A 26,861-nucleotide genomic window follows, 5' to 3' on the forward strand; every position below is an offset into this window, starting at 1 on the left:
CGTAGGCACACCCTGGTCAACTGCCTCGGGGTCAAGCCCCGAGGCTTGTCAGTGGATTCCCGCTCTAACCAAGTAACTCGGTAGGTCGGAATCGGCCGTTCGCGTTCAACGTCCCTGACTTGAGAGCCAGTTGACTTGTGGCCCGTTCAGCACCAGACTTGAGCCAGTGCTGAACAAGACGCCACCCGACGTTCCGAGCGGCGTTATAGTCGGCGTGGAGTTCTTTCCCGCACTTCAGACACTCGAACTCGTCACCATCTCGATTATCTTCGTGGGTGAATCCACATTCACCATGACTGCATCGTTGAGAAGTGTACGCAGGGTTCACGTCGTCCACGCCGATACTGTATTCTTCGGCTTTGTATTCGACGTGCCGTTGGAGTTCCTTGAACGCCCACTGCTGGAACTTTGAAGCGTTCGAGATACGCTTCCTGATGTGTTTCAGGTTCTCGAACGCGATTGCCGTACAATCGTTCTCCACGGCTTCTTGCACGATTTCTTTGGAGATGCGGTGAAGGTAATCGGCACTCCACCGAGCGAATCGGTCGCCAATCGACTGTATCGTGAGGTGGGCCGACCGAGTGCCTGTTTGTTGCAGGTTTCCACGCCGATGTTCGTACTCATCGCGTCGATGGTTGAGGTAGTCTGCGTTACCGAGGAACGCTCCTGTGCTGGTGACGGCGACGTATCCGTCCACGTTGAGGTCTACACCGAGAACCACTCCGTTCTCGGATTCTTCGTCGCAAGAGGTGTCAACGTCTTTCTTCACGGCGACGTGGAGGTAGTACGTGCCATCGCGTTTGTGGAGCGTTGCTTCGGCTTTCTCCCAGTCATCCGTCCAGTACTCTGCGAACGGCGTTCCGTCTTCGTTGACGGGCGTGACGTACTCTGCGGTCACGCGCTTGTCTGTGGTAGCGAGGGAAACGTGGTCGTCGTTGTACGTGATGGTTCGACCATTGTACACAACGACGCTCCCTCGGAACTCAGGTTTGCTTGCTCGTTCGCCGTCAAAGATTCTGTCTTTGCAGTTCCCGAGTGCGGTGGCCGCGAGGTTTCTCGCGGATTGAACGAGACTGGATTGCAGGGAGAGTTCATCACGAACATCAGAATACGTCTCGTCGTGGAGCGTATTTTTGGTGTCCGTGATGTTGTAGGGGTTGTCGTCCCATCCATGGTCTGCGACGTGTTGGGCCGCTTGTCGGAACTGCTCGAACGTCTCATCGAGGACTTCAACGTCCTCAGGGGAAACGTCGAGTTTGACTTGGATGTTCCGAACAACCTCCATACTTCATTAGTATGGAGAGAAATACTTAAACCACATAATGGGGTGAGGAGTCGGCCTTGCTATCGAGCGTGGTTTGTGAGGGGTAGTGTCGGCTTCCTCCCCGAGGTCAAGCCTCGGGGTATCCGCCTTGAAATCTGATGAAATCGTATCCACCGCTCCCACGACTCGCCGACGCACCCGAGGAGTTGCTCGCGAGTGGTCACCTGTGGCTCCGGGAGGACGTGACCGGCCCCCGGATACGGTTTCAGATGACCTCGGCGGGACTCCTGGTCTTCGGGGACCGCGAGCACCGCTTCGACGACATCCCGCCCGCCTACAGATACGCCGTCCGGTATGTCCGAGACCGGTTCGACCGCGACGCCTTCGGCGACGCCGTCTCCGAACCCACCGACTTCGTCTTCTTCGGCGTCGCACCGTGTAACCTCGGTCTCGACTACGATTGGGCACGCCTCCCACCATTTCTCGGACACGCTGTGTGGACAGACGAACAGGACCGGCTTCTTCCAGTCGATACGGCCGAACAGGTGTTCGAACGACTCGGTCTCGACCCGGTGAACACCGTCGAAAAGGAAGTGAACGTCAGGGACTTCCACCCGGGTCGATACGAGATTCCGGACTCGGCGTGGGGTAACGGTCCCGCAGCAGGCGTTATCGTCGAAAACAGACGCGGCGGGCGCGCACTCCTTCGAAACCCGGCGTTCGACGACCGGGACAGTCCGGGACCGATTCGAGACGACCCTGCATCGGTTGCCGACAGGCTCGTGACCAGCGACCGAATCGAACGAGCGGTCGGCGAAGTCGAATCGGCTGGGAACCCGGTCACGACGGAAGCGGTTCGCACACGGGTGTTCGAGATGGTCGCCCGAGAGGAGTACATCCGACTCGACGCGGCAGGCGTGGACTGGGATGGCCTACGTTCGGCCGTCGGGTCAGTTGTCGGCGCAGCACTTGGTCGAAGAGGTGTAGACAGGTAATCATCGAGACGACTGCGTTCCGCGAGGCACTGATATACCCCCGCGAAATCGTGGGTGCATACCGTCAGTGGTACGTCACGTATTCACACAGTAATGGACGTGACGGTCGAACGCGGTGATGGGGACACCGCCCTCTGGGACCCGAGCCAGTGCGCTGGAACGCCGTACTGCCCCCCTCGATGCCCTCGATTCGTCGACAAACACGGCGATGGACTCGTCGTCCGTACCTACGTCTCGGACGATTGGGAGCGACTGCGCGAGATGTACCTCAGCTACGGAACGGAGCATCAGTCGTTAGGACTGCCGCCGACTGGCGCGACCCGAATCGACGAGTGGCTGGAGGGGCTGGTCGAACGTGGGCGCAACTACGTCGCCGTCGACGGCGACGAGGTCGTCGGTCACGTGACCTACGCGCCGCGTGACGACCCGGAACCGGAACTCGCCGTGTTCGTCCACCCCGACAGTCACGACCGGGGTATCGGGACCGAACTCTGTCGCCACGTCGTCGCGGACGCCGAATCGAACGGTCACGACGCGCTCGTGCTCCACGTCGCACCCGAGAACCGCCGGGCGATACACGTTTATCTCGGACTCGGATTCGAAGTGGTTCCCTCGGAGAGTTCGGAGACGAAGATGCGACTCTCGTTCGACGCCGTGGACATCCCGACCGCTGGGGGACCTGCCGACGCGAGTCGGGAGTGAGTTCGTGAATTAGGAGTGAGAAATCACGGCCCCTCACGCGACACGAGGCGGCTGCACCTGCTTCACTCAGCGTCGAGAACCGTCGACTCGCCAGCGTGTTCGAGGCTGACTTCGTGGGTCGTATGGCGAGTGTGCGTCCGCGCCCATCGGCGAGCGGGAGACTCAGAGAGGAACTGCTCGCCATCCGGGCACTGCCGACACGACGCGACCCACGGAGTCACGTCGTCGGGGAAGTGGCCGGTGTGACGGTGGTGGTCGAGCGCAAACTGCTCGACCGACTGGTTTCCGAGTTTCAACTCGTCTAGCTCGTAGGTGAGGTCCCACTCGCGGTTACAGCGCGAACAGGTGACAGTCGGAACGTCGTCGACGGGGTCGCGCGGCGGCGTCTGGAAGTCGTCGCTCGGAGGAGACATACGCTGGCTTTGGGACCGAGCCTCTTGTACCTGCACCTTGCACCACACGGGCTGGGAACTCGCTGTGCTCGCCTCGGACAGCCGCCGAGTCTCGCCGTCGAATCTCCCCCAAACCAGCACCCTATCGACCCCACAGGCGGCGAATCGTCGTCGGGAGTTCGGTTCGGTATCGGCCCCAGAGGCGACGAACCGCAGCGGGGAGTTCGCTTCCGACCGTCCCACCGAGTCGGTCCTGAACCGACCCCAGCAGGCCGTTGGGGACGTAGAACACGAAGAGGACGAACAGAACACCGAGATAGAGACTCTCGTGACCGTTGACGAATACCTCGACGAACTCGCCGACAGTGAATCCGTTGTAGAGTTCGGTGGCCAGCGTCGATTCGCCGAGCGTCTGTCGCAGGTACGGAAGCAGTCCCAACTGCCCCACGTCGATGTGAGGGCCGCCAGCTTGGTCCGAGAGGAACTCGCTGAGCGACTCGTGGAAGAGTCGGCCGAGAAGTGGCCCCGCGAGCGTCCCGAATCCGCCGAGGATAGCCGCCAGCAGCGCGTCACCGCTCACGAGGAAGAAGAACGTGTTCTCGGGCGTGACAGACCGGGCGTAACCGGCGAAGAGTCCGCCAGCGATAGCGGCGAAGAAGGCGCTCACGGTGAACGCTCCGAGTTTGTACCGGAACGTGTCGTAGCCGATGGCTCGCGCGCGTTCTTCGTTTTCGCGGATGGCAACCATGGTGCGGCCAAAGGGCGAGCGAAGTGCGCGGCGCATGGCGAGATAGCACGCGAGGACGACGAGACCGACCATGTAGTACGACACCTCGGCCGCAGAGAGCTGTATCCAACCCATCGAGATGGTTTCACCGACGAAGTCGGCGCTGGCGATTTGCAGGTTCAGCGCGTCGATGCCGGGAACGCCGACTTCGAACCCCGCCGGGTGTTCGAGGACGCTCATTCCGTCGCGTGGATTACTGGAGAGGTAGTCCCAGTTGCGGACGAACACGTACAACACCTGCGCGAAGCCGAGGGTAATCATCGCGAAGTAGACGCCGCTGAGTCGGAACGAGACCGCTCCGATGAGAAGGGCCAGCATCACCGCCAAGACGGCCCCCAAGAGGAGCGACAGCATAAACGGCGTCGACGACGCCAGAAACGGAATCTTCCCGTTGGCGACGAGGATAACGGTGTACGCGCCGGTGCCGAAGAATGCCGCGTGGCCGAACGAGAGGTAGCCGGTGTAGCCGCTGACGAAGTCGAAGCTCATCGCGAAGAGCCCGAAGTAGAACACCGAGACCATCGTCTCGACCCGCGGGAGCACTAATGCGAGTTCCGTGCCGACAGGCGAGCTAACGAGGAGGTTGTGGAGTCCCGGATACGCACCGAGAAACGCCACGAGCGCGACGAGGACGACACGGCGTCGAAGGTAGGACCGAAGCGCCGTCACGCCGGGAATCGAAGGGACAGCGGAGCTAATGGCCCCCCACCTCCGCGACGCCGAAGAGTCCCTGCGGCCTGACGACGAGCATCACCACGAGGATGAGGAAGATAGTCATCTCGGGGAGTCCCGGGAAGTCCACGACGTTCTGGAACCACCACGTCATCGTCGCGTCGACGAGGCCGACGATAATCGCGGCGGCGACGGTTCCGCGGAAGGTCCCGAGTCCGCCGACGATGACGACGACGAACGCCGGCAACAGCGTCTCCGCGGCGAGCGGGACGCTGGCACCCCACGTCACGTCCCACGCGAGAAGCACGCCAGCGACGGCCGCGATGCCGACACCGAGTCCGAAGACGACGGTGAACGCCCGACGGACGTTGATGCCGAGCGCCTCGGTCATCTCGCTGTCCTCGCTTCCCGCGCGGATGTACAGCCCGTAGCGCGTCCGGGTCAGGAACGCCCAGACCGCGACGACCGTGAGCACGCCGAAGGCGATTTCGAACAGGTCCAACCCGACGACCGACAGTCCCAAAAGCGAGTACGTCGCGGTCAGGAAGGCGGGTTTGGTCGCCATCGCGGCTTGCCACTCGTGGGTCGGCTGGATGCCGTAGAAGTGGACGATAATCTCGACCAACTCGTCGAGGACGAGCGTCAGCCCGAACGTGAGCAGAATCTGGTACAGGGGGTTGCGGTCGTACAGCGGCCGGACGAGTTTCATCTCGATTCCCGCACCGGCAACCGCGAGCAGGGCGAAGACGACCGCGACAGCGGCGAAGAACGCCCCAATTCGGGCGACACTGCCGGTCGAATCGCTCACGAGCACCACGAGCACGAGCCCGCCGGCGTACGCGCCAATCATCGTCAGCGACCCGTGGGCGAAGTTGAGGACGCCCATCAACCCGAAGATGAGCGTCAACCCTGCCGTAATCATCACGTACAGGGCAGCTTTCGAGAGACCGTCGACGAACACCGACGCCAGCGTCCCCGGGTCGAGGAAGTCGAGCAGGGAATCGACGAAAAGCGGCGTCGCAACTGCGACATCCGACATCGCCGCGAGAGCAGCACCCGTCATGCCGACAGATGCCTCCGTATCTGTTCGTCCTCGCGCGAGACGTCGTCAGTCGAGCCCTGTTCGACCACCTGCCCGTTGTCGAGCAGGTAGAATCGGTCCGCGAGGTCCATCGCCAGCGGGAAGTTCTGTTCGACCAAGAGGAGCGACGTGTCGGACGACACCCGCCGAAGCGACTCGGCGACCGTCTCGACGATGAGCGGTGCGAGCCCCTCGCTCGGTTCGTCGACCAAAAGCAGGTCGTTGTCGCCGACGAGGCCGCGGGCGATGGCGACCATCTGCTGTTGGCCCCCACTGAGCGCGCCAGCCTTCTTGTCTCGGAACTGTTCGAGGTCGGGAAACACCTCGAAGGCGTGGGCGAGTTTGCCGCCGACGCGGTCGGTGTCTTTCACCGCGATGCGGAGGTTCTCTTCGACGCTCAGTTCGCTGAACATCCGTCGGTCCTCGGGAATCCACCCGAGGCCGCGCCGGGCGACATCGTGGGTTCCGAGGCCCGTCACGTCTTCGCCTCGAATCCGAACCGACCCGCGGCGCGGAGCGGTTAGCTGGAGAATCGTCCGCAGCGTCGTGGTCTTTCCGACCCCGTTTCGACCGATGAGCGCGACGGTTTCGCCCGCTTCGACCGTCAGCGAGACGCCTTCGAGGATGTGGCTCTGTCCGTAGTAGGTGTGGACGTCGTCGACTTCGAGGAGTGTCACGCCGCTTCACCTCGCTCGTAGCCGCCGAGATACGCCTCCTGAACCCGCTCGTTGTCGCGGATTTCCTCGGGTGGGCCGTCGGCGATGACGCCACCCTGATTCAAGACGACGATGCGGTCGGAGACGTTCATCACGATGTCCATGTTGTGTTCGACGAGCAGGACCGAGTGGTCCTGTGCCACGTCTTCGATGAGGTCGACGACGATGTCGATACTCGCCGACGAGACGCCGGCGTTCGGTTCGTCGAGGAGGAGCACGTCCGGGTCGCCGGCGAGCGCGATAGCGATTTCGAGTTGCCGTTTCTCGCCGTGGCTGAGGCTCTGTGCCGTCTCGGCTGCGACGCCCGACAGACCGACGCGGTCGAGGATGGCGTCAGCCTCCTCGTAGTACCGGTCGAACGACTGGACCGAGCGCCACAGTTTGTGCGAGTCGGTTCCGTGGGCCTGCGCGGCGATACGAACGTTTTCGCGCACCGTACTCGTCGGGAAGACGTTCGTAATCTGGTACGAGCGGTGGAGACCCATCGTCGCGGTTTCGTGCGGCGGGCGGCCGGTCAGGTCGACCCACTCGTCGTCGACGTTGAGTTCGACCGTTCCGCGAGTCGGTGCGAGCGTCCCGGTGAGCAGGTTGAAGAACGTGGTCTTCCCCGCGCCGTTCGGGCCGATGAGCGAGCAGAGTTCGCCGTCACCGAGGGAGAAGTCCACGTCGTCGACCGCGACGAGGCCGCCGAATTCGCGCGTGAGTCCGTGAGTTCGGAGAATCATAACCAAGAGTTACAGACGGCAGCTCATGTCGGGCGAGTCGGACGGAATCGTCACTTCGTCGGCGGCGATTCGGGCGACCGGAGCGCTCGGCATGATTGCTGCGCCCCACTGGTCGGTCCACTCGTCGGTCGTCGGCACCGGGTCCGCGATAGTCATCTCCGAACGAGCCTGGTTGTTGTACGTCTGGAACGTGTAGCCGTCGTTCCCCTTCGGGGTGTCCGCGACCGTCATTCCGCGGAGGGCGGCGGCGATGTCCGCACCCTCGGTCGACCCACTTTCTTCGACAGCCTGCACGAGAGCCGACGCGGCGGTGAACTGCCCTGCCGACAGCAGGTCGGGGACCTTCCCGTACGTCGAGGTGTGCATGTCGACGTAGGCGCTGTTGATGTCGTTGTCGTACTGATTCCAGTGGTACCGCGTGGTGAACGGACCGAACTGCTGTTGGGCGATTTTCTCCTTCGTCAGCGGCTTTCCGAGTGCCTTCTGGAGCGTCTGGCCGATGACGGTGTTCGTAATCTCGGTGGCGAACCCGCCGAACAGTCGCATGTCGTAGCCGCCGTTGATGAACGTCGTAATCAGCGCAGGGAGCGTCTGTGCGGTGAAACCACCGACCACGCCCTCCGCACCGGCTTCGGCGGCGTTGTCGAGGAGTCCCTCGAACTCGGAGTAGCCCTGCGGGACGAACTTCTCGCCGACGATTTCGATGCCCTCCGCTTCGAGCACCGACCGGTAGTTCGAGACCACGGCGTGGCCGAACGAGTAGTCCGCACCCAAGAGGTACACCGCGTTCACGTCGGTCTCGCTGGCGACGTACTTGCCGCCGCTTCGGGCGTCCATCGCGGTGTTCTCGTTCACCCGAAAGACCGAATCGGTGCACGTCTCGCTCGACGCGGTGATGCTCGCCGAGGCCGCAGGGCCGACCATCATCGGTGTCCCGCTCGGCTTCGCGACGTTCTTGACGACTCGGTCGGCCGCCGCAGACGACGTCGCGCCGAACAGGAGGTCTACGGATTCGTTCTGTACGAGGTCGGTCGCCACGCTCTGTGCCTTGTCGGCGCTCAGCTCCGTGTCCCGAATCACGAGTTCGTAGTCGACATCGCCGACTGTCACCGTCTGCGTGCCCGACTCCGCCGTCGCAATCGGATCCGTGCCCGCTTTGTACGCAAATCCAGAGAACATCCCCCAGAGGCTCTGTTGTCCGTAGTACGTCAGTGGACCAGAGAGCGGTTGTATCACGCCGATTTTCACGGAGCCAGCCGACCCGCCACCGCCGTTACCACTGTCCGATTGAGCCGTGTCGGTGTTGCCGTCGGTCTCGGCCGACGTCTCGGTCGCCGTGTCTCCGTCACCGGAACCCCCAGTACAGCCCGCAATTCCTGCGAGCCCCGCGACAGGAACCGTTCGAAGGAGCTTCCTACGCGATATGTTACCAACCATGTGTGGATAATCTTCACACACGTCAATACAACGATGGGTTGATATACAAACCCTGCAAGGGCAACCCGCTCAAGCGCGCTGCTGGAAGTCGTAGACGGTGTCGTAGAGGGTCTGGCGATGCGGTCCGTGCATCGCGAAGTGTGTTCCACCACCGATTTCGTGGTACTGTTTTTCGGTGGCACCGAGGTCATCGTAGAGCGCGAGGGCGTCAGGGCGCTGGGCGACGGGGTCGTCGCTTCCGCGGACGACGAGCGTCGGGGTGTCGATTGCGTCGGCGTCGTACACCGGGTTCCCCTCGCACCCATCTCGAACGTCGGCGAGCGCACCCGTCTGGGCGACGTAGGCGTCTTCGCCCTCGACGCCCTGGTTCGAGTTCACCTGCGTCTGCCAGATTGCTTCGAAAAGCGGCGTCGGTTCGTCCATCCCCTGTCGAGCCATGACGGTCTGTTTTTCTTCTTTGTAGTAGGCGTCGAGGTCGGGGTCGAGTCCGAGTCCGGCGAGTCCCTCTTCGAAGTCGTACGGCGGGAGATAGACGGGCGCGCACATGACGAGCGATTCGAGGTTCGGCGAGTGCTCGGACACGAACGTTCCGCCGGTCATCGTCCCCCACGAGATGCCGACGAGGTGGACAGCGTCGAATCGCTCGCGTACGAACTCGAACCCCGCTTCGATGTCCATCACCGCGTCGCTGGCGCGTACTGGCGGGTCGTGTGCTTCCGGCGGGGCCTGCATCTCCGGCGGTCGCTCACTCTCGCCGTAGCCGCGAACGTCGAGCGCGAAAACGGCCTGCCCGTGTTCGGCCGCGCGGCTCAGCCACGAGTACGAGTCGTCGTCGGGGACGGGCGGCGCGAGAAGCGCCTCCGACGAGGTCATGCCGCCGTGGAGGAACAAGACGGCCTCCTCGGCCTCGTCCGGCGTTCGTTCCCAGATGCGGAGGCGAGTCCCGTCGCTGGCGTGTACGTCGTGTGCTACCAAACTCATATGTAACACAACCATCCTTTCGCTCAAGAAGAGGCAGGTTTACGTGTAAACCCGCAGCCGAAGCGTGTACCTATCTCTCGCCGACCATCTGGCCTCCTGTCCTTCGCTGACCATCCGGCCTCCAATCTCTCGCCAACCACCTGGCCTCTTATCCCTCACCGACCATCCGGTCTTCAGTGTCCCACTCTCGCTGCCGCAGTTCGTACTTCTGTACCTTCCCGGTCGCCGTCGTCGGTAAGTTCTCGACGAACTCTACCTCCTTGACTACCTTGTAGCCCGCCAACGACTCTCGCATGAACGACTCTAGTTCGTCTTTCGTGACGCCGGGGTTCTGTGAATCACCGCTCGTCGGCAGGACGTACGCCTTCGGCGACTCACCCCACTTGTCACTGGGAGTGGGAACGATTGCGACCTCCGAGACAGCGGGGTGGTCGTGCAGGACGTCTTCGAGTTCGAGGCTAGAGATGTTCTCCCCGCCGGAGATGATGATGTCCTTCTTGCGGTCCTGAATCGTCAAAAAGCCCTTCTCGTCGACGGTCGCCAAGTCGCCAGTGTGGAACCAGCCCTCGATTCGGTCGTTGAATGCCTTTTCGGTCTCTTCGGGCTTGTTCCAGTATGCTTCGAGAATCTGGTTGCCGCGGACGACGACTTCGCCGACGGTCTGGCCGTCGTGAGGGACTTCCTCGCCGTCTTCGTCGACGACCGTGATTTCGGTCCCCATGAACCCGATTCCAGTCTTCTTCTTGACCGCGAAGCGCGAGTCGCTGTCTTCGTCGTAGAACCGCCGGAAGTCCGACGAGACGATGAGCGGTCCCGTCTCCGTGAGGCCGTACATCTGCTTGAAGTGCCACCCGAAGTCGTCTTCGAGGGTTCGCATGGTCGCCTCCGGCGGGGCCGCGCCACCCGAGGCGATTCGAAGCGGGTTGTCACCGAGCGTCTGCGGCTCGTGGTCCCGATAGTGGTCGATGAGCATGTTCATCACCGTCGGGGCGGCGCACATGTACGAGACGTCTTCCTCGACGATTGTCTCGAAGATGTCCGCCGTGTCGATGCCGCGAGTGCAGACGTGAGTCGCACCCATGCCGGTGATAGAGAAGATGTGACCCCATCCGTTCGCGTGGAACATCGGGAGCGTCCACAGATACACGTCCTCGTCCGAAATCTCCTGGTGAGCCGCCGAGAGGTACGTGTGAATCACCTCGGCGCGGTGAGTCATCACGACGCCTTTCGGATTCCCGGTCGTCCCCGACGTGTAGTTGATGGCAGCAACGTCGTCTTCTTCCATCTCGGGGCGGTCGTACGCGTCGGGGTCGGTCTCGGCGATGGCCGCGTCGAAGTCCTCCCAGTTTTCCGCGTCGACCGTCGGCTCGTCTTCGAGGGCGTCGCGGTCGTTGGTGATGAACACCTCGGTCGGTATCTCGTCGCGAATCGCCTCGATTTTCTCGGCGTACTCGTAGTCGACGATGATGGCTTTCGCCCCGCAGTCGTTGACGACGTAGTCCAGTTCGCTCGGCGTGAGCCGGTAGTTCAGCGGGGTGTGTATCGCGCCGATTTGAAGCGACGCGTACGCCGTTTCGAGGTGGTAGTGCGTGTTCGGGTCGATGACGGCGACGCGGTCGCCCTGCTCGACGCCGTGGGCCTGCAACGCCGCCGAGAGTCGGTCTACCCGGGCTCCGAGTTCGTCGTACGTCAGCCGGTCACCCGTGGTCGTGACGACGGCGTCCATCTCACCGTAGTACGTCCTCGCTCTGTCGAGGAACTCCGTCGCAAGCAGCTCACTGTGCATGGGTATAGCATGGCAAGAATAGTGGGAAAGTTGGCAGGTTCACATGTGAACGAGAATGCGGGACGGCAACCCGACGCTCGCTACACCCCGCTTCCCTGCATCAACTTCTGAATCTCCGGTTCCTCAGCGAGCGCCTCTGGGTCGCCGCTGGCGACGATTTCCCCTCGCTCGACGACGTAGATTCGGTCGACGATATCGGGCACGTGCGTCACGTTCGATTCGGCGACGAGCACCGCGATTCCGCGGTCGTTGATGGCGCGGATGTGGCGCTTGAGGTTCGAGACGACGACGGGAGCAAGCCCCTCCAGCGGTTCGTCGAGGAGGAGCAAGTCGGGTTGCAGCGACAGTGCGCGCCCGACGGCGGTCATCTTCGCCTGTCCGCCGCTGAGGTTCTCGACGTTCGCCTCGCAGCGCTCTTCGAGTTCCGGGAACACGTCGTAGATGTCGTCCACGACGGCGTCTTCGTCGTCGATGCCCCGTTCGTCACCGAGCGACCAGATGGGGAGTCTGAGGTTCTCCTCGACGGTCATCCCGGTGAACAGTTTGCGGTCTTCTGGCTGGTAGCCGAGGCCGCGACTAGGGATGCGGTCGGCCGGTAACTCGGTCAGTTCCTCGTCGCGGAAGCGAATCGACCCCGCTGTCACGTCGGCGAGGCCCATGATGCTCCGGAACGTCGTCGTCTTGCCAGCGCCGTTGCGGCCGACCAGCCCGACGGCCTCGCCCTCGCCGACCGACAGCGACACGTCGTGCGTCACGTCGAATCCGGCGACAGCGGCGTCTACGGCGGTCAGTTCGAGGAGGCTCACTGTTCTACCCCCAAGAGGAGTCGGCGAAGTTCGTCATCAGTTTCGAGGATATCGGGTGGCCCCTCTCCGTGGACACCGCCCTGATGGAGCGCGACGACGCGGTCGGCGTACTCCGAGACGATGTCCATGTCGTGTTCGATGGTGACGGTCGTGACACCCTCTTCGCGACTCACTTCCGCGATGGTGTCGATGACGTAGGCCTTCTCCCGCGTCGAGACACCCGCGGTCGGTTCGTCGAGAAGGAGGTAGTCCGGGTCGAGCCCGAACGACATCGCCACGTCGAGCAGTTTGCGCGTCCCGTGCGCCAGTTCCTCGGCGACCGTGTCGGCGTGTTCGGCGAGGCCGAACTTGTCGATGAGTCCGGCGACTGTCTGTTCGACTTCCTGGTGGCCGTCTCGCAGCGTGAACATGCTTCGCGTGAGTCGGTGTTGCGAGAGGACGGCGGTGCGGACGTTTTCGCGAACCGTCATCTCCTCGAAGAGCTTCACAACCTGGAAACTTCGGACGAGTCCGGCGTGGACGCGCTCGTCGGGAGACAGCCCCGTCACGTCCTCGTCGTCGAGGAGCACGCGACCGCTGTCGGGAGTGAGGTGTCCCGTCAGGAGGTTCACGAGCGTCGTCTTTCCGGCCCCGTTCGGGCCGACGATAAAGACCATCTCACCCGTCTCCTTGCCGAATTCGACGCTCACGTCGTCGGTGGCGCGAACGTTTCCGAAGGACTTCCGAAGGGAGTCTGCACGGAGCATCTCACCGCACCCCCAGGATGGACTGAACGTCTCGAAGCCAGTTTCGGGTGGCCTCCACGATTCCCGTGACCGCCGCCGAAATCCACTCGCCGACGACAGCCGGGTTCTCGCGGAAGTCGCGGGTCGCCGCGGCGAGAAGCCCGCCCGCACGGAGCGACCCGACGAGGCCACGCGGTAGCCCGAAGACGATGATGAGAAGCGCCACTCCGGTCAGCGCGTCGAAGTAGGCAGTCACGTCGCGGCCGACGTCCTGCAGGAACACCAGCAAGACGCCGCCCACGAGCGGTCCGAGGAGCGTCTGGAAGCCACCGAGGATGGCCATGAACAGGATGTCACCGGAGCGGAGGAAGTACAACACCGGACCGGGGCGGACGTGCTGTTGGACCATCGCGTAGAGCGCACCAGCGACGCCGCCGTAGACGCCCGAGATGACGAACGCAATCCAGACGTACCGTTGGACGGGGATGCCGATGAACTGCGCGCGGGTTCGGTCCTGCCCGATGGCGTCGAGGGCGTTGCCGAACGGCGAGTTCACCAGCCGCCACATGACCACGAGCGACACCACGAGGATGATGACGGTCAGGTAATAGAGGATGACCGCATACGCCTCTGAATCGAGCGCGAGACCGAAGATGAGCGGTTGACGCGCTGCGCCGGGTCGAACCGGAAGCCCGTCGCTCGACCCGAAGAAGGACTGGCCCTGAACGAGCGCGTACAGGAGTTGCCCGAACGCGAGCGTCAGAAGCGAGAAGTACAGCCCCGTGTGTCGAAGCGAGAGGTATCCGACGATTGCGGCGACGAGCGTCGCGACGACCATCGCGGCGATGAGCAACAGGCTGAACGACGCCACGTCGAACTTGGCCGCGAGCACCGCTGCGGTGTACGCGCCGGTTCCGAAGAAGGCCGCGTGGCCGAACGAGACGAGACGCGTGTGTCGAAGCAAGAGGTTCAGTCCGACCGCGGCGAGGCCGAACAGTAACCCCTGATGGACGACAGTCAGTTGCAGGCTCGGCGTTACCGTCGCGATGTCGGGAATCGCGAACACTACGAGGAGGCCGACGAGTGCGAGCATCGACTGCCGCTTGGTGAGTTCGAGTCCCTTGGTCACGCGGACGCGTGTCTCGCCGTCGCGCGAGACGAGTCCGGGGAGCGAACGATTGCTCATCCCATCTCACCCCACGTGCCGAAGAGACCCTCCGGGCGAACCAGAAGGACGATAGCCATAATTGCGAACGGTGCGGCGAGTTCCGCCGGTGGGTACTGCCAGATGGCCCATCGACTCAACACGCCGACGAGGAGTGCGGCGACGAACGCGCCGCGGAGACTTCCGAGCCCGCCGATGACGATGACGACGAACGACAACACGAGCGGGTTCGCCCCCATGTCGAGACTGGCGAAGCGCGGCGGCAGCGCGAGCGCCCCCGCGAACCCGGCGAAGAACGCGCCGAGTGCGAATACGAGCGTGAACGTGCGACCCGTGTTGACGCCGATTGCAGTGGCCATCTCGCGGTTGATGGCCGTCGCACGGATGATGCGGCCGGTCTTGGTCCGATTGAAGAACCAGAACAGCCCCGCGACGGTCACCAGCCCGATGACGATGATGACCACGTTGTAGGTCGGGTAGGTGAGGCCGACACGCGACAGCACCGGAATCGAGTTGATTCCTCCGTAGGCGTCCTGGAGACGGAGCGGCGAGGGCCCCCAGATGAGCTTGTTCACGTCCTTGATGATGAGCAAGAGCGCGAACGTGAGGACGATTTGGTACACCTCGTCGCGGCCGTAAATCGGCTTGAAGAACGTCGTCTCCAGAAAGACCCCGACCGGAACGAGGATCGCCGCGGTGAGGGCGGCACCGAGGAGGACGACGCCGAGGAATACGAGTTGTGTCGAGAGCGTCGTCGGCGGGGCGACCAGACCGGTGAGGTACCCGATGATGGTAAAGCCGACGTACGCACCGAGAGCGAACAACTCCCCGTGGGCGAGATTCAACACGTCGAGGATACCCAAGACGATGGTCAGCCCCGACGCGATGAGAAACAGGACGAACCCGTACTGAATCCCGTGGAGCGTGTGTGTGACGAAAGTTTCGAGTCCAGTCATGCGTGTCCTGCATCACCAACTCGAAATCCATTCCGACGCGGTGGTTCCCGGCGGCGGTGCGAGTTCCGGCGGACTGTGCATCGAGATGTTCTCCAAGGCGGGTGCGCCGAGGTCGTCGTCCCAGACCATATCGCCGTAGTAGGCGTTCGACAGGCCCTGATGGCCCTGTCCCATCACGTGATAGCCCGCAGGGGTGTAGAAGCCGTGGCCTTCGAGCGCCGTCGCAATCTGTTCCTGTGACGGCCAGCCGCCGACGAGGTTGACCGTCTTCTCTACGGCAGTCGCCCACGCAGCAACCGCACCGTACCCACTCATGAAGTGGGCGCTGGGGACGATATCCCATTGGTCGCGGGCGTCCTGCAGGACTTGTTTGCCGGGCTCCCACCGCGACGGCGTGGGTTCACCCCAGTAGAAGTTCCGCGACCCGGAGACGGCGTTTGCCTGCTCGACGACGTCCTTACTGAGGTCGTTGACGGCGCTGTAGAGCACCGACCCGACGAGCTGGGTGTTTTCGAACATGTTGTTCGCCGCCGCCTGATTCAGGAGCGTCGTGACGTCGCCGCCCCAGTTCGACGAGAAGGTCACGTCGGGTTGTTTGTCGTTGACCTCGGTGATGTGGGTAGACATGTCCTCGGCCAAGAGGTCTGGATAGCCCTCGTAGACGACCTCAGCCCCAGTGAGCTTCTGGATAGCCGACTTGAACACGCTGAACTCGTCTTTCCCGAACGCGTAGTTCGGGTTGATACCCGCGACGGTGTCGATGTTGTCCGCGCCCAGTCGGTCTACTGCGGCGCGGGCAGCGGCGACACACTCCATGACGTCGTGGTTCTGGAATCGGAACGAGTAGGTCGGGTCGGGAACCGTCTCCTCGTACAGCGTCGTCACCGTCCCGTCGGTTCCGACGTTGACGACACCCTGATTCTCGACTTCGGGAGCGAGTGCCGCGTGTCCCCCACTCGACGTGGGGCCGAACGTCACGTCCTTTCCCTCGTCGACGAACTGTTTGTAGTTCTCGACGTGTGCGTCGGCCTCGTGGACGACGTCGAGTTGTATCTCTCGGCCGGCGACGCCGCCCGCGTCGTTGATTCGTTGCACCGCCAGTTCAGCGCCGTACTGTGTCTGGAGGCCGAGAACGGCTGCCGCGCCCTCCGTGAACGTCTGGAGGCCCGCCTGAACCGGCTCGTCGGGGACATCCACGGCGCCTTCGGACTGCGACGACTCGTCGTCACCCAGCAGCGCAGTACAGCCCGCGAGAGAGGCCGCAAGTGCGGTCCCACCGATTGCTTTGAGCATCGTACGTCTGTCGAGTGAAGTGTGTGGTGTTGACATTGGTGTGCACTGTCAGAGTCGCGGTGTCGGTTTCGAAACCACGCGACCTTAGGTAACAATTGACACTGAACAACCGGAAAGTGGTCTGGGTTTATCGATAAACCTTAGACAAAATCGGGAGACAGCACCGCACTATGACGGAAAATTCGATGGAAGAGTTTATTTGTAGTGATTAATGATACCATCTAACATGGAATCATTAATGGTCGATATGGTGCAATACGATTGCCCGTACATCGACACCACAGTGGACCACGATGTCTCGTTCACTGGTCTGCACTGGGATTTCAATACTGCACGACAGCAACTCGAATCGCGTGTGTTGGTGAAAGCCGAGTGCGTCGAAGAACTCGACAGTGGGCTCAACGCACTTCGGGACCACCACAACATGACCGACTACCGGCTCCTTTCGCGACGTGGCGACCGGGCGATTATCAAAAACGCGGTCGGACAGACGAGTGCGATGCGGGCGATTCGAAACAACAACGGCTATCTCACAGGTGCGTTCGAAGCGAGTGACGGGAGCGAGCGGTGGCACATCGGGTTCGACCGAAGCGACATGGTGAGCGACGCGCTCTCGGAACTCGACCGCGAGAACGACTTCACGGTGGAGTCGCAAGCGACCATCACCTTCGAGGACTACTTCGACCTCGTCGAGCACGTCGGCCCCGCGAAGACGCTCCTCGACGCGTGTCGCTCGCTTTCGTCTGTCGAGCGCGAGACGCTCGAAACGGCGCACAAAAACGGCTACTTTTCCACCCCGCGCGACGCGACGCTTGGAACGCTCGCCGACGAATTCGGAATTTCGAAGACCGCTGTCTCGAAGAACCTCCGTCGTGGACAGGGGAAACTCATGGGCCAAGTACTCGACGCGATGACCGACATCGACGAGCGCGCGTGACTGACGTTCACGTATCAACCCGGTGATTGAATGACTCCGTAAGCCAGTATTCTAGTGGGACGTGGCGACCCGGTGATACCGTCGCATTTGCCTGCCAGTGGGTTCCTCGTTCCGATATCCGTGCCGAATCCGGGCCCCCAGTCCCGGATTCCTCTCCTGTCCTTCGAGCCGACTGTCGCGGCAGTCGTCACCCGACGTCGATATATCAACCTGTGCGTAGAAGCCGTTGACTACGCATTTTCTCTCTATGCCAGTCGCGTCCGTCGGCGACACCGCCGACTCGACACTCGACGTAACGACAGACAGAATCGACGCGTTTGCCGAGGTAAGCGGCGACACGAACCCACTTCACCTCGACGACGACTACGCAGAGTCGTCCATGTTCGGCGGGCGTATCGCACACGGAATGCTCGCCGCCGGTGTCGTCAGTGCTGCGCTCGCCAACCTCCCCGGTGAGGTGGTCTACCTCTCACAGAACCTCGACTTTCGAGAGCCGATTCGCCCCGGTGAGACGGTTACTGCCACCGCGACAGTGGTCGAGGACCTCGGTGACGACAAAGTTCGCGTCGAGACGACAGCCAAGACGGACGAGACGGTAGTCGCCGGCGAAGCAGTCGTTCTCTCGCTACCGCGTGCCGTCTGAGTGGACCATCGACTCGAAGCAGTCAGTTGCTCGCGTCGTATCCGGCGTCTTCGACAGCCGCGACGAGCGACTCCACGTCGGCGTCGCCTTCCACAGTCGCAGCGTCCGTCTCGCGGTCGGCGGTCGCCGACGCGACGCCGGAGACAGATTCGAGCGCGTCGACGACGCGCCCCTCGCAGTGCTCGCAGGTCATACCCGTAACGGTGAGAGTCGTGCTCATCGTTCGAAGAGACGGGCTTCTTCCCTTAGTCGATTTTCCTTTCGACAGTTCGGCACATGAGGCGTTCCACTTTGGAATCTAAAGCAAAATCTGGAGAACACCTTATCATCTCACGGTCCTAACGACCACTCATGCGTAGCCTCGACGAGACCGACCTTCGAATCCTCGAACTCCTCGCCGACGATGCTCGGCGGCCGTTCAGCGACATCTCCGACGAAGTCGGACTCTCGGCTCCGGCCGTCTCCGACCGAATCGACCGGCTCCGCGAGGAAGGTGTCATCCGGCGTTTTACGGTCGATGTAGACCGTTCGACGCTCTCGGGCGGGACGCCCGTGCTCGTCCGTCTGTCGGTTCGGCCGGAGTTCGTCAGTGACGTCCGCGACGCGCTTCGAGAGGCAGACCCAGTCGAGCACCTCTTCGTGACCGTAGACGGCGACGTGACGTTCCACGCGCGGCTCGACGGCGGGTCGATTCGCGTCGAACTCGACGACTTGGTCGACCTCTCGACGGTGCGCGAGTACGATGTCAGCCTCGTCGAATCGGCCGAGTGGACGCCCACAGTCAACGGAACGGGATTCGCATTGGAGTGTGCGGAGTGCGGCAACACCGTCACGAGCGAGGGCGAACGCGCTCGCATCGGCGGCACGCTCTATCACTTCTGTTGTTCGTCCTGTCTTGGCCGCTTCCAGACACGGTACGACCGAATGGAGGCGGGTGCACGGTCGGATAACTGAATTTCTCGGTCCGCTTTCGAATCGAAGCTTCCCACCTGGTTTGACCTTCACTTCTGAAGGCACAATCGAGGTAAGAGAGGGGCACGTACTGTATAGTATCATGAGTAGCCGCAGGGCACATCTGGACATCCGCGGCATGAGTTGCGCGAACTGCTCGCGCACAGTCGCGGAGTCTCTCGAATCACTCGACGGCGTCACCGACGCGACCGTCAACTTCGCCACCGACGAGGGGACAGTCGAGTACGACCCCGAGCGAGTGTCACTCGCCGAGGTGTATGACCGCATCGCGGAGTCCGGCTACGAAGCCGTCTCCGAGACGCGAGCCATCGGCATCAGTGGCATGAGCTGTGCGAATTGCGCCGACGCCAACCGGACGACACTGGAGTCGATACCGGGCGTCGTCGATGCCGAGGTCAACTACGCCACCGACGAGGCGCGCGTGACGTACAACCCCGTCGACGCGACGCTCGACGACCTGTATCAGGCAATCGAAGACGCGGGCTACACGCCGATTCGAGAGGACGAGAATGGCGACGGCGGCGAGAGTTCCGACGGTGAAAGCGCCCGCGACGTGGCCCGAACCGAGGAGATTCGGCGTCAGAAGCGACTGACGCTCTTCGGGGCAGCGCTTTCGGCACCGCTTCTCGCCATGCTCGCCGTCGAGTTGTTCACCGCTGCGGGCCTCCCAGAGACGATTCCGGGAACCGGCTTCCCAATCGGGTGGGTCGCGTTCGTGCTCGCGACACCCGTGCAGGTCGTCCTCGGCCGCGATTTCTACGTCAACTCCTACAACGCGGTCGTGAAGAACCGCACCGCCAACATGGACGTGCTCATCGCGATGGGGTCGTCGACAGCGTATCTCTACTCCGTGGCCGTCCTCTCAGACCTGCTCGCCGGGAGTCTCTACTTCGACACCGCCGCGCTCATCTTGGTGTTCATCACGCTCGGAAACTACCTCGAAGCGCGCTCGAAGGGGCAGGCCTCCGAAGCACTTCAGTCACTCCTCGAACTCGAAGCCGACACCGCGACCCTCGTCGACGACGACGGGACCGAACGCGAAGTCGAACTCGACGCCGTGGAAGTCGGCGACCGGATGAAAGTCCGCCCGGGCGAGAAGATTCCGACCGACGGCGTCGTCGTGGACGGCGACTCTGCCGTAGACGAGTCGATGGTCACGGGTGAATCGGTGCCCGTCTCGAAAGAGCCCGGTGACGAGGTGGTTGGCTCGACAGTGAACCAAAACGGTGTCCTCGTCGTCGAAGCGACGAAAGTTGGCTCCGAGACGGCTATCCAGCAAATCGTCTCGCTGGTGAAGGAAGCACAGGGCCGTCAGCCGGAGATTCAGAACCTTGCCGACCGTATCTCGGCGTACTTCGTCCCCGCGGTCATCGCCAACGCCCTCCTGTGGGGCTCGGTCTGGTATCTCTTCCCCGAGACGCTCGCGGGAATCATTCAGTCGCTGCCCGTCTGGGGGCTGGTCGCTGGCGGCCCAGTCGTCGCGGGCGGTGCCGTCTCGACGTTCGAGTTCGCCGTCGTCGTCTTCGCTTCGGCAGTCCTCATCGCCTGTCCGTGCGCGCTCGGTCTCGCGACGCCCGCGGCGACGATGGTCGGCACGGCTATCGGCGCGAAGAACGGTATCGTGTTCAAAGGTGGCGACATCCTCGAACGCGTCAAAGACGTGGAGACGGTCGTCTTCGACAAGACCGGCACGCTCACGAAAGGCGAGATGACGCTCACCGACGTTGTCGCCTTCGGCCCCGCCGCCGACGGGTCCGGCGTCGTCACGACTGGCGAAGACGAAACGCTCGACGAAACCGCAGTCCTCCGATACGCCGCCTCGGCTGAGCGCAACAGCGAACACCCCCTCGCCCGCGCCATCGTCGAGGGTGCCGAAGAGCGCGGCATCGAACTCGCCGACCCCGAGGATTTCGAGAACGTCCCCGGACACGGGGTTCGCGCCACGGTCGAGGGGCGGACCGTCCTCGTCGGCAATCGAAAATTACTCTCGGACGAGGGTATCGATCCCACACCAGCCGAAGACGCCCTCGCAGACCTCGAAGACGATGGGAAGACCGCCATGCTCGTCGCCGTCGATGGCTCGCTCGCCGGTGTCGTCGCCGACGCCGACGAGGTCAAGGAATCCGCCGCCGACGCCGTCGCCGCCCTCCGCGAGCGCGGTGCCACGGTTCACATGATTACCGGTGACAACGAGCGAACCGCTCGCGCAGTCGCTCGCGAGGTCGGCATCGACCCTGAACACGTCAGTGCAAGCGTCCTCCCCGAGGACAAAGCCGACGCCGTCGAATCACTCCAGTCCGACGGGACGCGGGTGATGATGGTCGGCGACGGCGTCAACGACGCGCCCGCGCTCGCCGCCGCGTTCGTCGGTACGGCGCTGGGGTCCGGCACCGACGTCGCAATCGAGGCGGCCGACGTGACGCTCATGCGCGACGACCCGCGTGACGTGGTGAAGGCCATCCGCATCTCCGAGGGGACGCTCGCGAAAATCAAGCAGAATCTGTTTTGGGCGCTCGGCTACAACACGGCGATGATTCCGTTGGCGTCGCTGGGGCTGCTCCAGCCCGTCTTCGCCGCCGCCGCGATGGCGTTCTCGTCAGTGTCGGTGCTCACGAACAGTCTCCTGTTCCGCACCTACACGCCGGACCACGACTACCACCTACTGGACTTCCTCCGGCGGTAACGCCGGACGCGTTTTCTGGCGTTCCACCCTGCTGAACCCCTCCGTTTCACCTCGAACAACACCTCCACGCGCGAGTGTTTTTTCGCGTCGGGGACGCGACCACTACACCTGCACCGCAGGCGCAACCTCCACAGCGTATTTCGCCGTCTCGTTTTTCTCTTTAGAAGGAGAATACTCAGGTATCATGACACGCTTGGCCGATCAGTGGAATCAACATGGACTGTGGATTGCCGTCGGTGTGTTCGTCGCGCTCGTCGGCCTCGGAACACTCGTGGGGATGCCATGGCGCTACGCTGGCGGTGGCGCGGCCACAGCGGCGATGCAGATACTCGCGGCGCTCGTGACTGTCGGTATCGGCGCGGCAATCGCGTGGCTGGGCGTGACGAGCGTTTCTGAAAAACGGTGACAGCGGGCGGTGTGAGTTAGTACCGCGACGGGAGGAACGCCATACCGATGAGGAGGATGACCATCGAGAACGACGCGATGGCGACGCCCCACAGACCGTTTTCGGTCTCGTGGAACTTGTCGATCTCTTTGGTCTGGCGGTCGTAGCTCTCGTAGTTCTGCGTGAGCACGAGCGTGCTTTTGTCGGGGAAGAGCGCGAGGAACTTCTCGCCGCCGATGGTGACGTTCGCCTCGTCGCCGACCGAGATGGTGTTTTCTTCGGAGTCGAACCATTCGAGCGTGACGCCCGAAGACTCGACCGTGGCAACAGTCATCTGCGTCTCGTCGTAGGTGAGCGAGTCACCTTCGGCGACGGTGCGCGTCTCGTTGGCCGGGAAGTACTCCGCGGCGGGCACGAGTTCCGAGCCGTTGATGACGACGTACTTCTGGCCGTCACGGGTGATGGTCTCGTTGTCCGCGTTCGGGTCGTTCATCAGGATGGCCGTGTTGTTGCGAAGCTCGACGAGCGTCGCTTCGGACGGGTCGGAGGCGTTGGGAACCTCGACACGCCAGTCCGTACCATCGAGTGTGACGGTGCTTCCGTTGTCCCACGTCTCGGTGAAGCGGGCAGAGTCGTTCACGTACGTGATCTCGCCGGACCGGACGAGCGTCGTGCCGCCTCCGTGTCCGCCAGACTCCTCTTCTTCGGTGATAGCCGACACGGTGTACGTCTGCTCACTGCCTGCTACAGTGAACTCGTCGCCCTGTGCCAGCGAGTACTCTGGGTTCTCGAACCCGATCGTCGGTGTCGATGCAGTCGCGATGAGCGAGTATGCACCCGCACCGATGACCAGGAAGAACACGACGGAGATAGCCGCGGCGCGTCGTTGCATGGTTTCGGCATGGGCCACACGGCGTATAACGATTACTTTTCCGCGGAGGGAATCCAGAAACCCGACGGCCGAAATTCATTTTATCCACCCGAATACTGAGGGTCCGAATACCGAGACAGGGAAGGGTTTTGGCGACCCTCCTCAAACACCGATACCATGACTGCCGGTCTGTGTGTCCACTGGCGATACGATGGAGGAGCACAGTGACACCCGACAGAGACCGCGTGACCGAGCACATCGAACTCGTCTCCGACCGCTTCGACTTCCTTCGGGTGCTCGACGCTTCGTCCCTCGACAAGCGTGAACTGACAGAGACGCTCCCGTACTCGCGGTCGACCGTCGATAGAGCGATTCGCGACCTCGTCGCCGCGGGACTCGTCACGGAGTCAAACGCCGAGTTCTCAACGTCTCTCACGGGACAGTACCTGACGGAACGCTTCGAGTCGTACCGCAACGACGTCGGTGACGTGCTCGAACTCGACACAGTGCTGTCCGACCTCCCCGCCGAGTATCCGCTCCCGGCGACGCCGCTTCTCGGCGCTGACATCGAACTCTCAGCCAGCGCCACACCCCACCGCCCGGTCGAACTCCTCGCCGAAGAGATTTCGGCGACCGCGTACGGAACCATGGTGTTTCCGCAACTTCCGAACCGAATCTTCGTCGAACGGCTGACGGAGTGTATCAACGGCGGTGCTGCGTGTCGACTGGTCGTTCCCGAAGCAGTCGTGACCGCGCTCTGGCGGGTCTTCCCGGAGCTCCTCGAAGCAATTCAGACGACGCCGGACGTCGACCTCCGCGTCGGCGACGTCCCGCCATACGCGTTCGGCCATACCGTCGCCGACGGGGACCCGCGGGCGACGGTCGTCATCTACGACGACAGCGGTCAGATTCGTGGCGTCCTCCGTAACACCTCGACTGCGGCAGTGACGTGGGCTCGCCAACACACGCAATCGGTGTGGGAAGATGCGACTCCGTTCGACCTCGAAGGGCGACTCGGGAACGAACGTTCCAACGGGAACGGCACCCGCGAACGCGACGCTATCGACAGTGGCGGCAGCGACACTCACCACGATGCTGATACCGACTTCTCGGACGACGTCGGCGACGCTGCTAACGGCACCAACACCGACACCGAGACCCATACCGGCACTGACACTGACACTGACACCCCCACCGACACCACCGAAGTTTCGAATGCGGTGTCAGTTCACGGCGAGTCGCTTCCCACGACGCTCGAATCCCAAGGCCTCGTTCGGTTGTCTGCCGACTATTTCGACCGTGTCGGAATCTCGCCGCCGCTGGCCTGCTGGCGCGCAGGGTTCGACCTCGGAGAGGTCCGCGTCGGCTACGCGCTCGACCGAGAACGCCCAACGTCGAGCGGGCGTGAGAACGTCACCGAGGAGCTATTCGGTGCGCTCCGCGATGGGCGGGACCGCGTCGTTGTCGGCCCACCCGGGTCCGGGAAGAGCACCGTCTGTATGTCCGTCGCCTGTCGTTGGTACGAACGCGAGCTCGGCCCTGTCCTCTACCGAAAGAGTGGCGAGCGAGACCCGCTGGCCGCGACGGCGCACCTCGGGTCGTACCTCGCGGATGCACCCGGTCACGCACTCGTCGTCGTCGAAGACGCGACGCGAAGCGAGGCCAACGCCGTGTTCGAACTCGTCCGGGAGTTCGCAGACGACAGCACCGTGACGTTCCTCCTCGACAGCCGCGAAAACGAGTGGCGCGACGGCCAACTCCAGGGGTCAGCCCGCCTCGAATCCCACCGCGTCCACGCCATCGAGGAGGTCACTGTGCCTCCAATTGATGAGCGCGAGCGCGAGCGAATCGTCGGCCACTTCGAAGCGACGGTCGACCAAGCGGTCGATATCGACCCCGAGGAACTGCGCCCCGGTGACGACGACGAACTCGCACCCGGCGAGATGTACCTCTTTTTCCACCGCCTCGCACGCTACGTCGAACCCGCGATGCGCGACACCGGTGGGCCGACGAGTCTCGCCGACGACATCGACAACGTCTACGACGACCTTCGAGCGGTAGACGAGGAAGTCGGTGTCGACGTTGGCGTCCTCGTCAACCTTCTGAACGCGTCGGGTATCGGCGTCGACACGCCGCTTGCGTACGCCCTCGCGTCGACCAGCGCTGAAGAACAACAGGTCGAAACGGCGCTCGATGCGCTCGAACGGTCCGTCCTCTACTCGGCGTTCGGCGACACTGAGTCCGAGCGAGTCAGAACGGTCCACGAGACGTGGTCGACACAGTTTCTCCAACGTCTCCTCGAAGTCGAATCAGAGCGACGTGCTCGCCGTCGGTTCGAGCGGTGTCTCGACGCCCTCTTCTCACTTGCCGACGACGCCGAGGCCCGCAGAGCCGTCCAATCAGTCTTCGGCGGGACCGCAGACATCGTTCGGACGATTGCCGACAACACTGAGTCGTGGGGCAACCGCCTCGTTCGAAACGTCTTCGAACTCGGCGTCAACAACCCACGCCTCTCCCCGCTCTACGCCGAGACTGACTACTCGCGCGTCCACGTTCCCGACGCGTGTAACGACGACCTTCGTATCGACGTTCGCCGGTGGCGCGCTCGGATGTTCGTCAACGGTGGTGAACTCGACCGCGCACTGCGCGAGTTCGAATCCCTCAGCAATTACGACGACGAGCGTTTCGACGAAGAGACGCGTATCAAAGCCCGAGCGGACGGATACGCCGGGATTTCGGAAGTCGAGCGGCACAATAGTAATTTTGACCGTGCACGCGAGATGGCGTTGGCGGCGCTCGACCGCTTCGAACGAATCGACGACGACGCCGGGCGAAGCGACGTACTGAACGCGCTCGGGTCGATTGCCAGCCAATCAGGGGAGTTCGAGGCGGCCAGAACACACTACGACCGCGCACTAGAGCTTCGGCGTGCCGTCGGCGATACTGTTCGAGTCGCCAGCACGCTCTCGAATCTCGCTCGGGCAGAACAGGTGCTCGGAGACTACGACGACGCACGTGAGCACGCCCAAGAGAGTCTCCAACTTCGGCGAGAGCAGGGCTACCGGTGGGGGGAAGCGCTGACGCTCTCGATTCTCGGTCTTATCGACCTCGTCGACGGGACGCTCGACGAGGCAGCACGGTATACCCGACTTGCACTCGAGATACGACGGGACATCGGTGACGAGATGGGTGCCGCATCCTCGTCAACGAATTACGGTAAAATCGAACTCGACCGCGGCAACCTAGAGGCTGCCCGTGACCGGTTCACTAACGTATTCGAATCGCTCGATGACGGCGAGTTGGGGTGGATTCGTGGAAACGCTCATCACGGTCTCTCTCAAGTGCATCTCGAGTTCGAAGCGTACGACGACGCACTCGAACACGCCGCCGAAGCAGCCGACCTCCTCGAAGGCAACGAATCGCAGTTGACAGAACTCTTGGCTATCCAAGCCCGTGCACATCTCGGCCGAGGCGACGTCGCCGACGCACGAGCGCTTGCCACCGATGCACTCGACCGTGCAGCATCGCACGACGACAAAGAGCCAAGCACCCGTGCGAACGCTGCATTCGGACTTGTCCTGGTTGCTGAAGGAGACATGGACCGTGGCATCGACTATCTCGAAACCGGGGTCGAAACCGCTCCGACGGCAGCCTTGGAAGGCCGGGTACGTGTGCACCTTGCTGATGCACTTCAGTCGGCCGGACGCGATGCCGATGCGCTGTATCAGTTTGAACAATCTATCGATCGACTTGACGCCATCGGGGCGCAGGAACGGGTCAAAGAGGTGCGCCAGAAAATGCAAGACCTTCGAAAATGCGTCGAGTAAGCGCTTGCACGAGCCAGGCAGACAGAGATGCCCCAGCCAGTCGCTGTGTTATACACAGAT

The 26,861-nt window shown here is 62.7% G+C and carries 24 protein-coding genes; 8 read left to right on the forward strand and 16 right to left on the reverse strand.

All coding sequences use genetic code 11. From position 1 onward, the window contains the following. Positions 1-64 precede the first annotated feature (64 nt). The gene (locus C453_RS18790) at positions 65-1,285 is read right to left on the reverse strand and encodes an RNA-guided endonuclease InsQ/TnpB family protein (protein ID WP_008327113.1); all 1,221 of its coding nucleotides are present in this window, start codon (positions 1,283-1,285) and stop codon (positions 65-67) included. A 248-nt stretch (positions 1,286-1,533) separates the two neighbouring features. Between C453_RS18790 and C453_RS18795 the strand changes: the two genes are divergently transcribed. Together C453_RS18795 and C453_RS18800 are read left to right on the forward strand one after the other, a co-directional pair. Further along, a complete protein-coding gene (locus C453_RS18795; protein WP_049907925.1) occupies positions 1,534-2,259 on the forward strand; it encodes a hypothetical protein in 726 nt (241 codons plus the stop codon). A gap of 93 nt (positions 2,260-2,352) precedes the next feature. Further along, positions 2,353-2,961, forward strand: a complete 609-nt coding sequence (locus C453_RS18800; protein WP_008327115.1) for a GNAT family N-acetyltransferase — start codon at positions 2,353-2,355, stop codon at positions 2,959-2,961. Between the two features lie 62 nt (positions 2,962-3,023). Here the strand turns inward: C453_RS18800 and C453_RS18805 are convergent, their stop codons facing one another. The 13 genes from C453_RS18805 to C453_RS18865 all read right to left on the reverse strand — a co-directional run bounded on the left by C453_RS18805 (position 3,024) and on the right by C453_RS18865 (position 16,483). Then, positions 3,024-3,374, reverse strand: a complete 351-nt coding sequence (locus C453_RS18805) for a hypothetical protein (RefSeq protein WP_008327116.1) — start codon at positions 3,372-3,374, stop codon at positions 3,024-3,026. Between the two features lie 121 nt (positions 3,375-3,495). Continuing rightward, complete coding sequence (locus tag C453_RS18810; protein WP_008327117.1) at positions 3,496-4,809, reverse strand: branched-chain amino acid ABC transporter permease; 1,314 nt, start codon at positions 4,807-4,809, stop codon at positions 3,496-3,498. 25 nt (positions 4,810-4,834) lie between these two features. Continuing rightward, on the reverse strand, positions 4,835-5,875 hold the full coding sequence (locus tag C453_RS18815; protein WP_008327118.1) for a branched-chain amino acid ABC transporter permease: 1,041 nt from the start codon (positions 5,873-5,875) through the stop codon (positions 4,835-4,837). Then, positions 5,872-6,570: an ABC transporter ATP-binding protein gene (locus C453_RS18820; protein ID WP_008327119.1), complete on the reverse strand. Its 699-nt coding sequence runs from the start codon at positions 6,568-6,570 to the stop codon at positions 5,872-5,874. Before C453_RS18820 ends, C453_RS18815 begins: the two co-directional genes overlap by 4 nt. Further along, on the reverse strand, positions 6,567-7,331 hold the full coding sequence (locus C453_RS18825; RefSeq protein ID WP_049907929.1) for an ABC transporter ATP-binding protein: 765 nt from the start codon (positions 7,329-7,331) through the stop codon (positions 6,567-6,569). Before C453_RS18825 ends, C453_RS18820 begins: the two co-directional genes overlap by 4 nt. Before the next feature lie 12 nt (positions 7,332-7,343). Then, positions 7,344-8,771, reverse strand: coding sequence for an ABC transporter substrate-binding protein (locus C453_RS18830; RefSeq protein WP_008327122.1), 1,428 nt, complete (start codon positions 8,769-8,771; stop codon positions 7,344-7,346). 69 nt (positions 8,772-8,840) lie between these two features. Then, positions 8,841-9,752 (reverse strand): alpha/beta hydrolase, encoded by a 912-nt coding sequence (locus tag C453_RS18835; protein ID WP_008327123.1) that lies wholly within the window; start codon positions 9,750-9,752, stop codon positions 8,841-8,843. Between the two features lie 148 nt (positions 9,753-9,900). After that, positions 9,901-11,538 carry a long-chain-fatty-acid--CoA ligase gene (locus C453_RS18840; protein ID WP_008327125.1) on the reverse strand — a complete coding sequence of 546 codons (1,638 nt, stop codon included), beginning with the start codon at positions 11,536-11,538 and terminating at the stop codon, positions 9,901-9,903. Between the two features lie 80 nt (positions 11,539-11,618). After that, the gene (locus C453_RS18845) at positions 11,619-12,344 is read right to left on the reverse strand and encodes an ABC transporter ATP-binding protein (protein ID WP_008327126.1); all 726 of its coding nucleotides are present in this window, start codon (positions 12,342-12,344) and stop codon (positions 11,619-11,621) included. Next, the gene (locus C453_RS18850; RefSeq protein ID WP_008327127.1) at positions 12,341-13,090 is read right to left on the reverse strand and encodes an ABC transporter ATP-binding protein; all 750 of its coding nucleotides are present in this window, start codon (positions 13,088-13,090) and stop codon (positions 12,341-12,343) included. Before C453_RS18850 ends, C453_RS18845 begins: the two co-directional genes overlap by 4 nt. Before the next feature lies 1 nt (position 13,091). After that, positions 13,092-14,255, reverse strand: a complete 1,164-nt coding sequence (locus tag C453_RS18855; protein ID WP_008327129.1) for a branched-chain amino acid ABC transporter permease — start codon at positions 14,253-14,255, stop codon at positions 13,092-13,094. Continuing rightward, a complete protein-coding gene (locus tag C453_RS18860; RefSeq protein ID WP_008327130.1) occupies positions 14,252-15,190 on the reverse strand; it encodes a branched-chain amino acid ABC transporter permease in 939 nt (312 codons plus the stop codon). The genes C453_RS18855 and C453_RS18860 overlap by 4 nt, the downstream gene beginning before the upstream one ends. 12 nt (positions 15,191-15,202) lie before the next feature. Beyond that, positions 15,203-16,483, reverse strand: a complete 1,281-nt coding sequence (locus tag C453_RS18865) for an ABC transporter substrate-binding protein (protein ID WP_008327132.1) — start codon at positions 16,481-16,483, stop codon at positions 15,203-15,205. A gap of 226 nt (positions 16,484-16,709) precedes the next feature. Here C453_RS18865 and C453_RS18870 point away from each other — a divergent pair, with 226 nt between their 5' ends. Continuing rightward, positions 16,710-17,420, forward strand: a complete 711-nt coding sequence (locus C453_RS18870; protein WP_049907904.1) for a helix-turn-helix domain-containing protein — start codon at positions 16,710-16,712, stop codon at positions 17,418-17,420. Between the two features lie 247 nt (positions 17,421-17,667). Continuing rightward, the gene (locus tag C453_RS18875; RefSeq protein WP_008327134.1) at positions 17,668-18,063 is read left to right on the forward strand and encodes a MaoC family dehydratase; all 396 of its coding nucleotides are present in this window, start codon (positions 17,668-17,670) and stop codon (positions 18,061-18,063) included. A gap of 22 nt (positions 18,064-18,085) precedes the next feature. On the opposite strand, the gene C453_RS18880 is transcribed toward C453_RS18875, so the two are convergent. After that, on the reverse strand, positions 18,086-18,283 hold the full coding sequence (locus C453_RS18880; protein ID WP_008327135.1) for a heavy-metal-associated domain-containing protein: 198 nt from the start codon (positions 18,281-18,283) through the stop codon (positions 18,086-18,088). Between the two features lie 131 nt (positions 18,284-18,414). Here C453_RS18880 and C453_RS18885 point away from each other — a divergent pair, with 131 nt between their 5' ends. The 3 genes from C453_RS18885 (at position 18,415) to C453_RS18895 (ending at position 22,124) form a co-directional block, all read left to right on the forward strand. Beyond that, on the forward strand, positions 18,415-19,017 hold the full coding sequence (locus C453_RS18885; protein WP_008327137.1) for an AsnC family transcriptional regulator: 603 nt from the start codon (positions 18,415-18,417) through the stop codon (positions 19,015-19,017). 100 nt (positions 19,018-19,117) lie between these two features. After that, positions 19,118-21,718, forward strand: a complete 2,601-nt coding sequence (locus tag C453_RS18890) for a heavy metal translocating P-type ATPase (RefSeq protein ID WP_008327138.1) — start codon at positions 19,118-19,120, stop codon at positions 21,716-21,718. Between the two features lie 184 nt (positions 21,719-21,902). Beyond that, entirely contained in the window at positions 21,903-22,124 is a 222-nt protein-coding gene (locus C453_RS18895) for a hypothetical protein (protein WP_049907906.1), read from the forward strand. Between the two features lie 16 nt (positions 22,125-22,140). Here the strand turns inward: C453_RS18895 and C453_RS18900 are convergent, their stop codons facing one another. Continuing rightward, positions 22,141-22,995, reverse strand: a complete 855-nt coding sequence (locus C453_RS18900; protein WP_008327141.1) for a hypothetical protein — start codon at positions 22,993-22,995, stop codon at positions 22,141-22,143. A gap of 203 nt (positions 22,996-23,198) precedes the next feature. Here C453_RS18900 and C453_RS18905 point away from each other — a divergent pair, with 203 nt between their 5' ends. Next, positions 23,199-26,801, forward strand: a complete 3,603-nt coding sequence (locus tag C453_RS18905; RefSeq protein ID WP_241430796.1) for a tetratricopeptide repeat protein — start codon at positions 23,199-23,201, stop codon at positions 26,799-26,801. Positions 26,802-26,861 lie beyond the last annotated feature (60 nt).

Origin of the sequence: Haloferax elongans ATCC BAA-1513 (assembly GCF_000336755.1) — an archaeon.
Classification (GTDB): Archaea; Halobacteriota; Halobacteria; order Halobacteriales; family Haloferacaceae; genus Haloferax; species Haloferax elongans.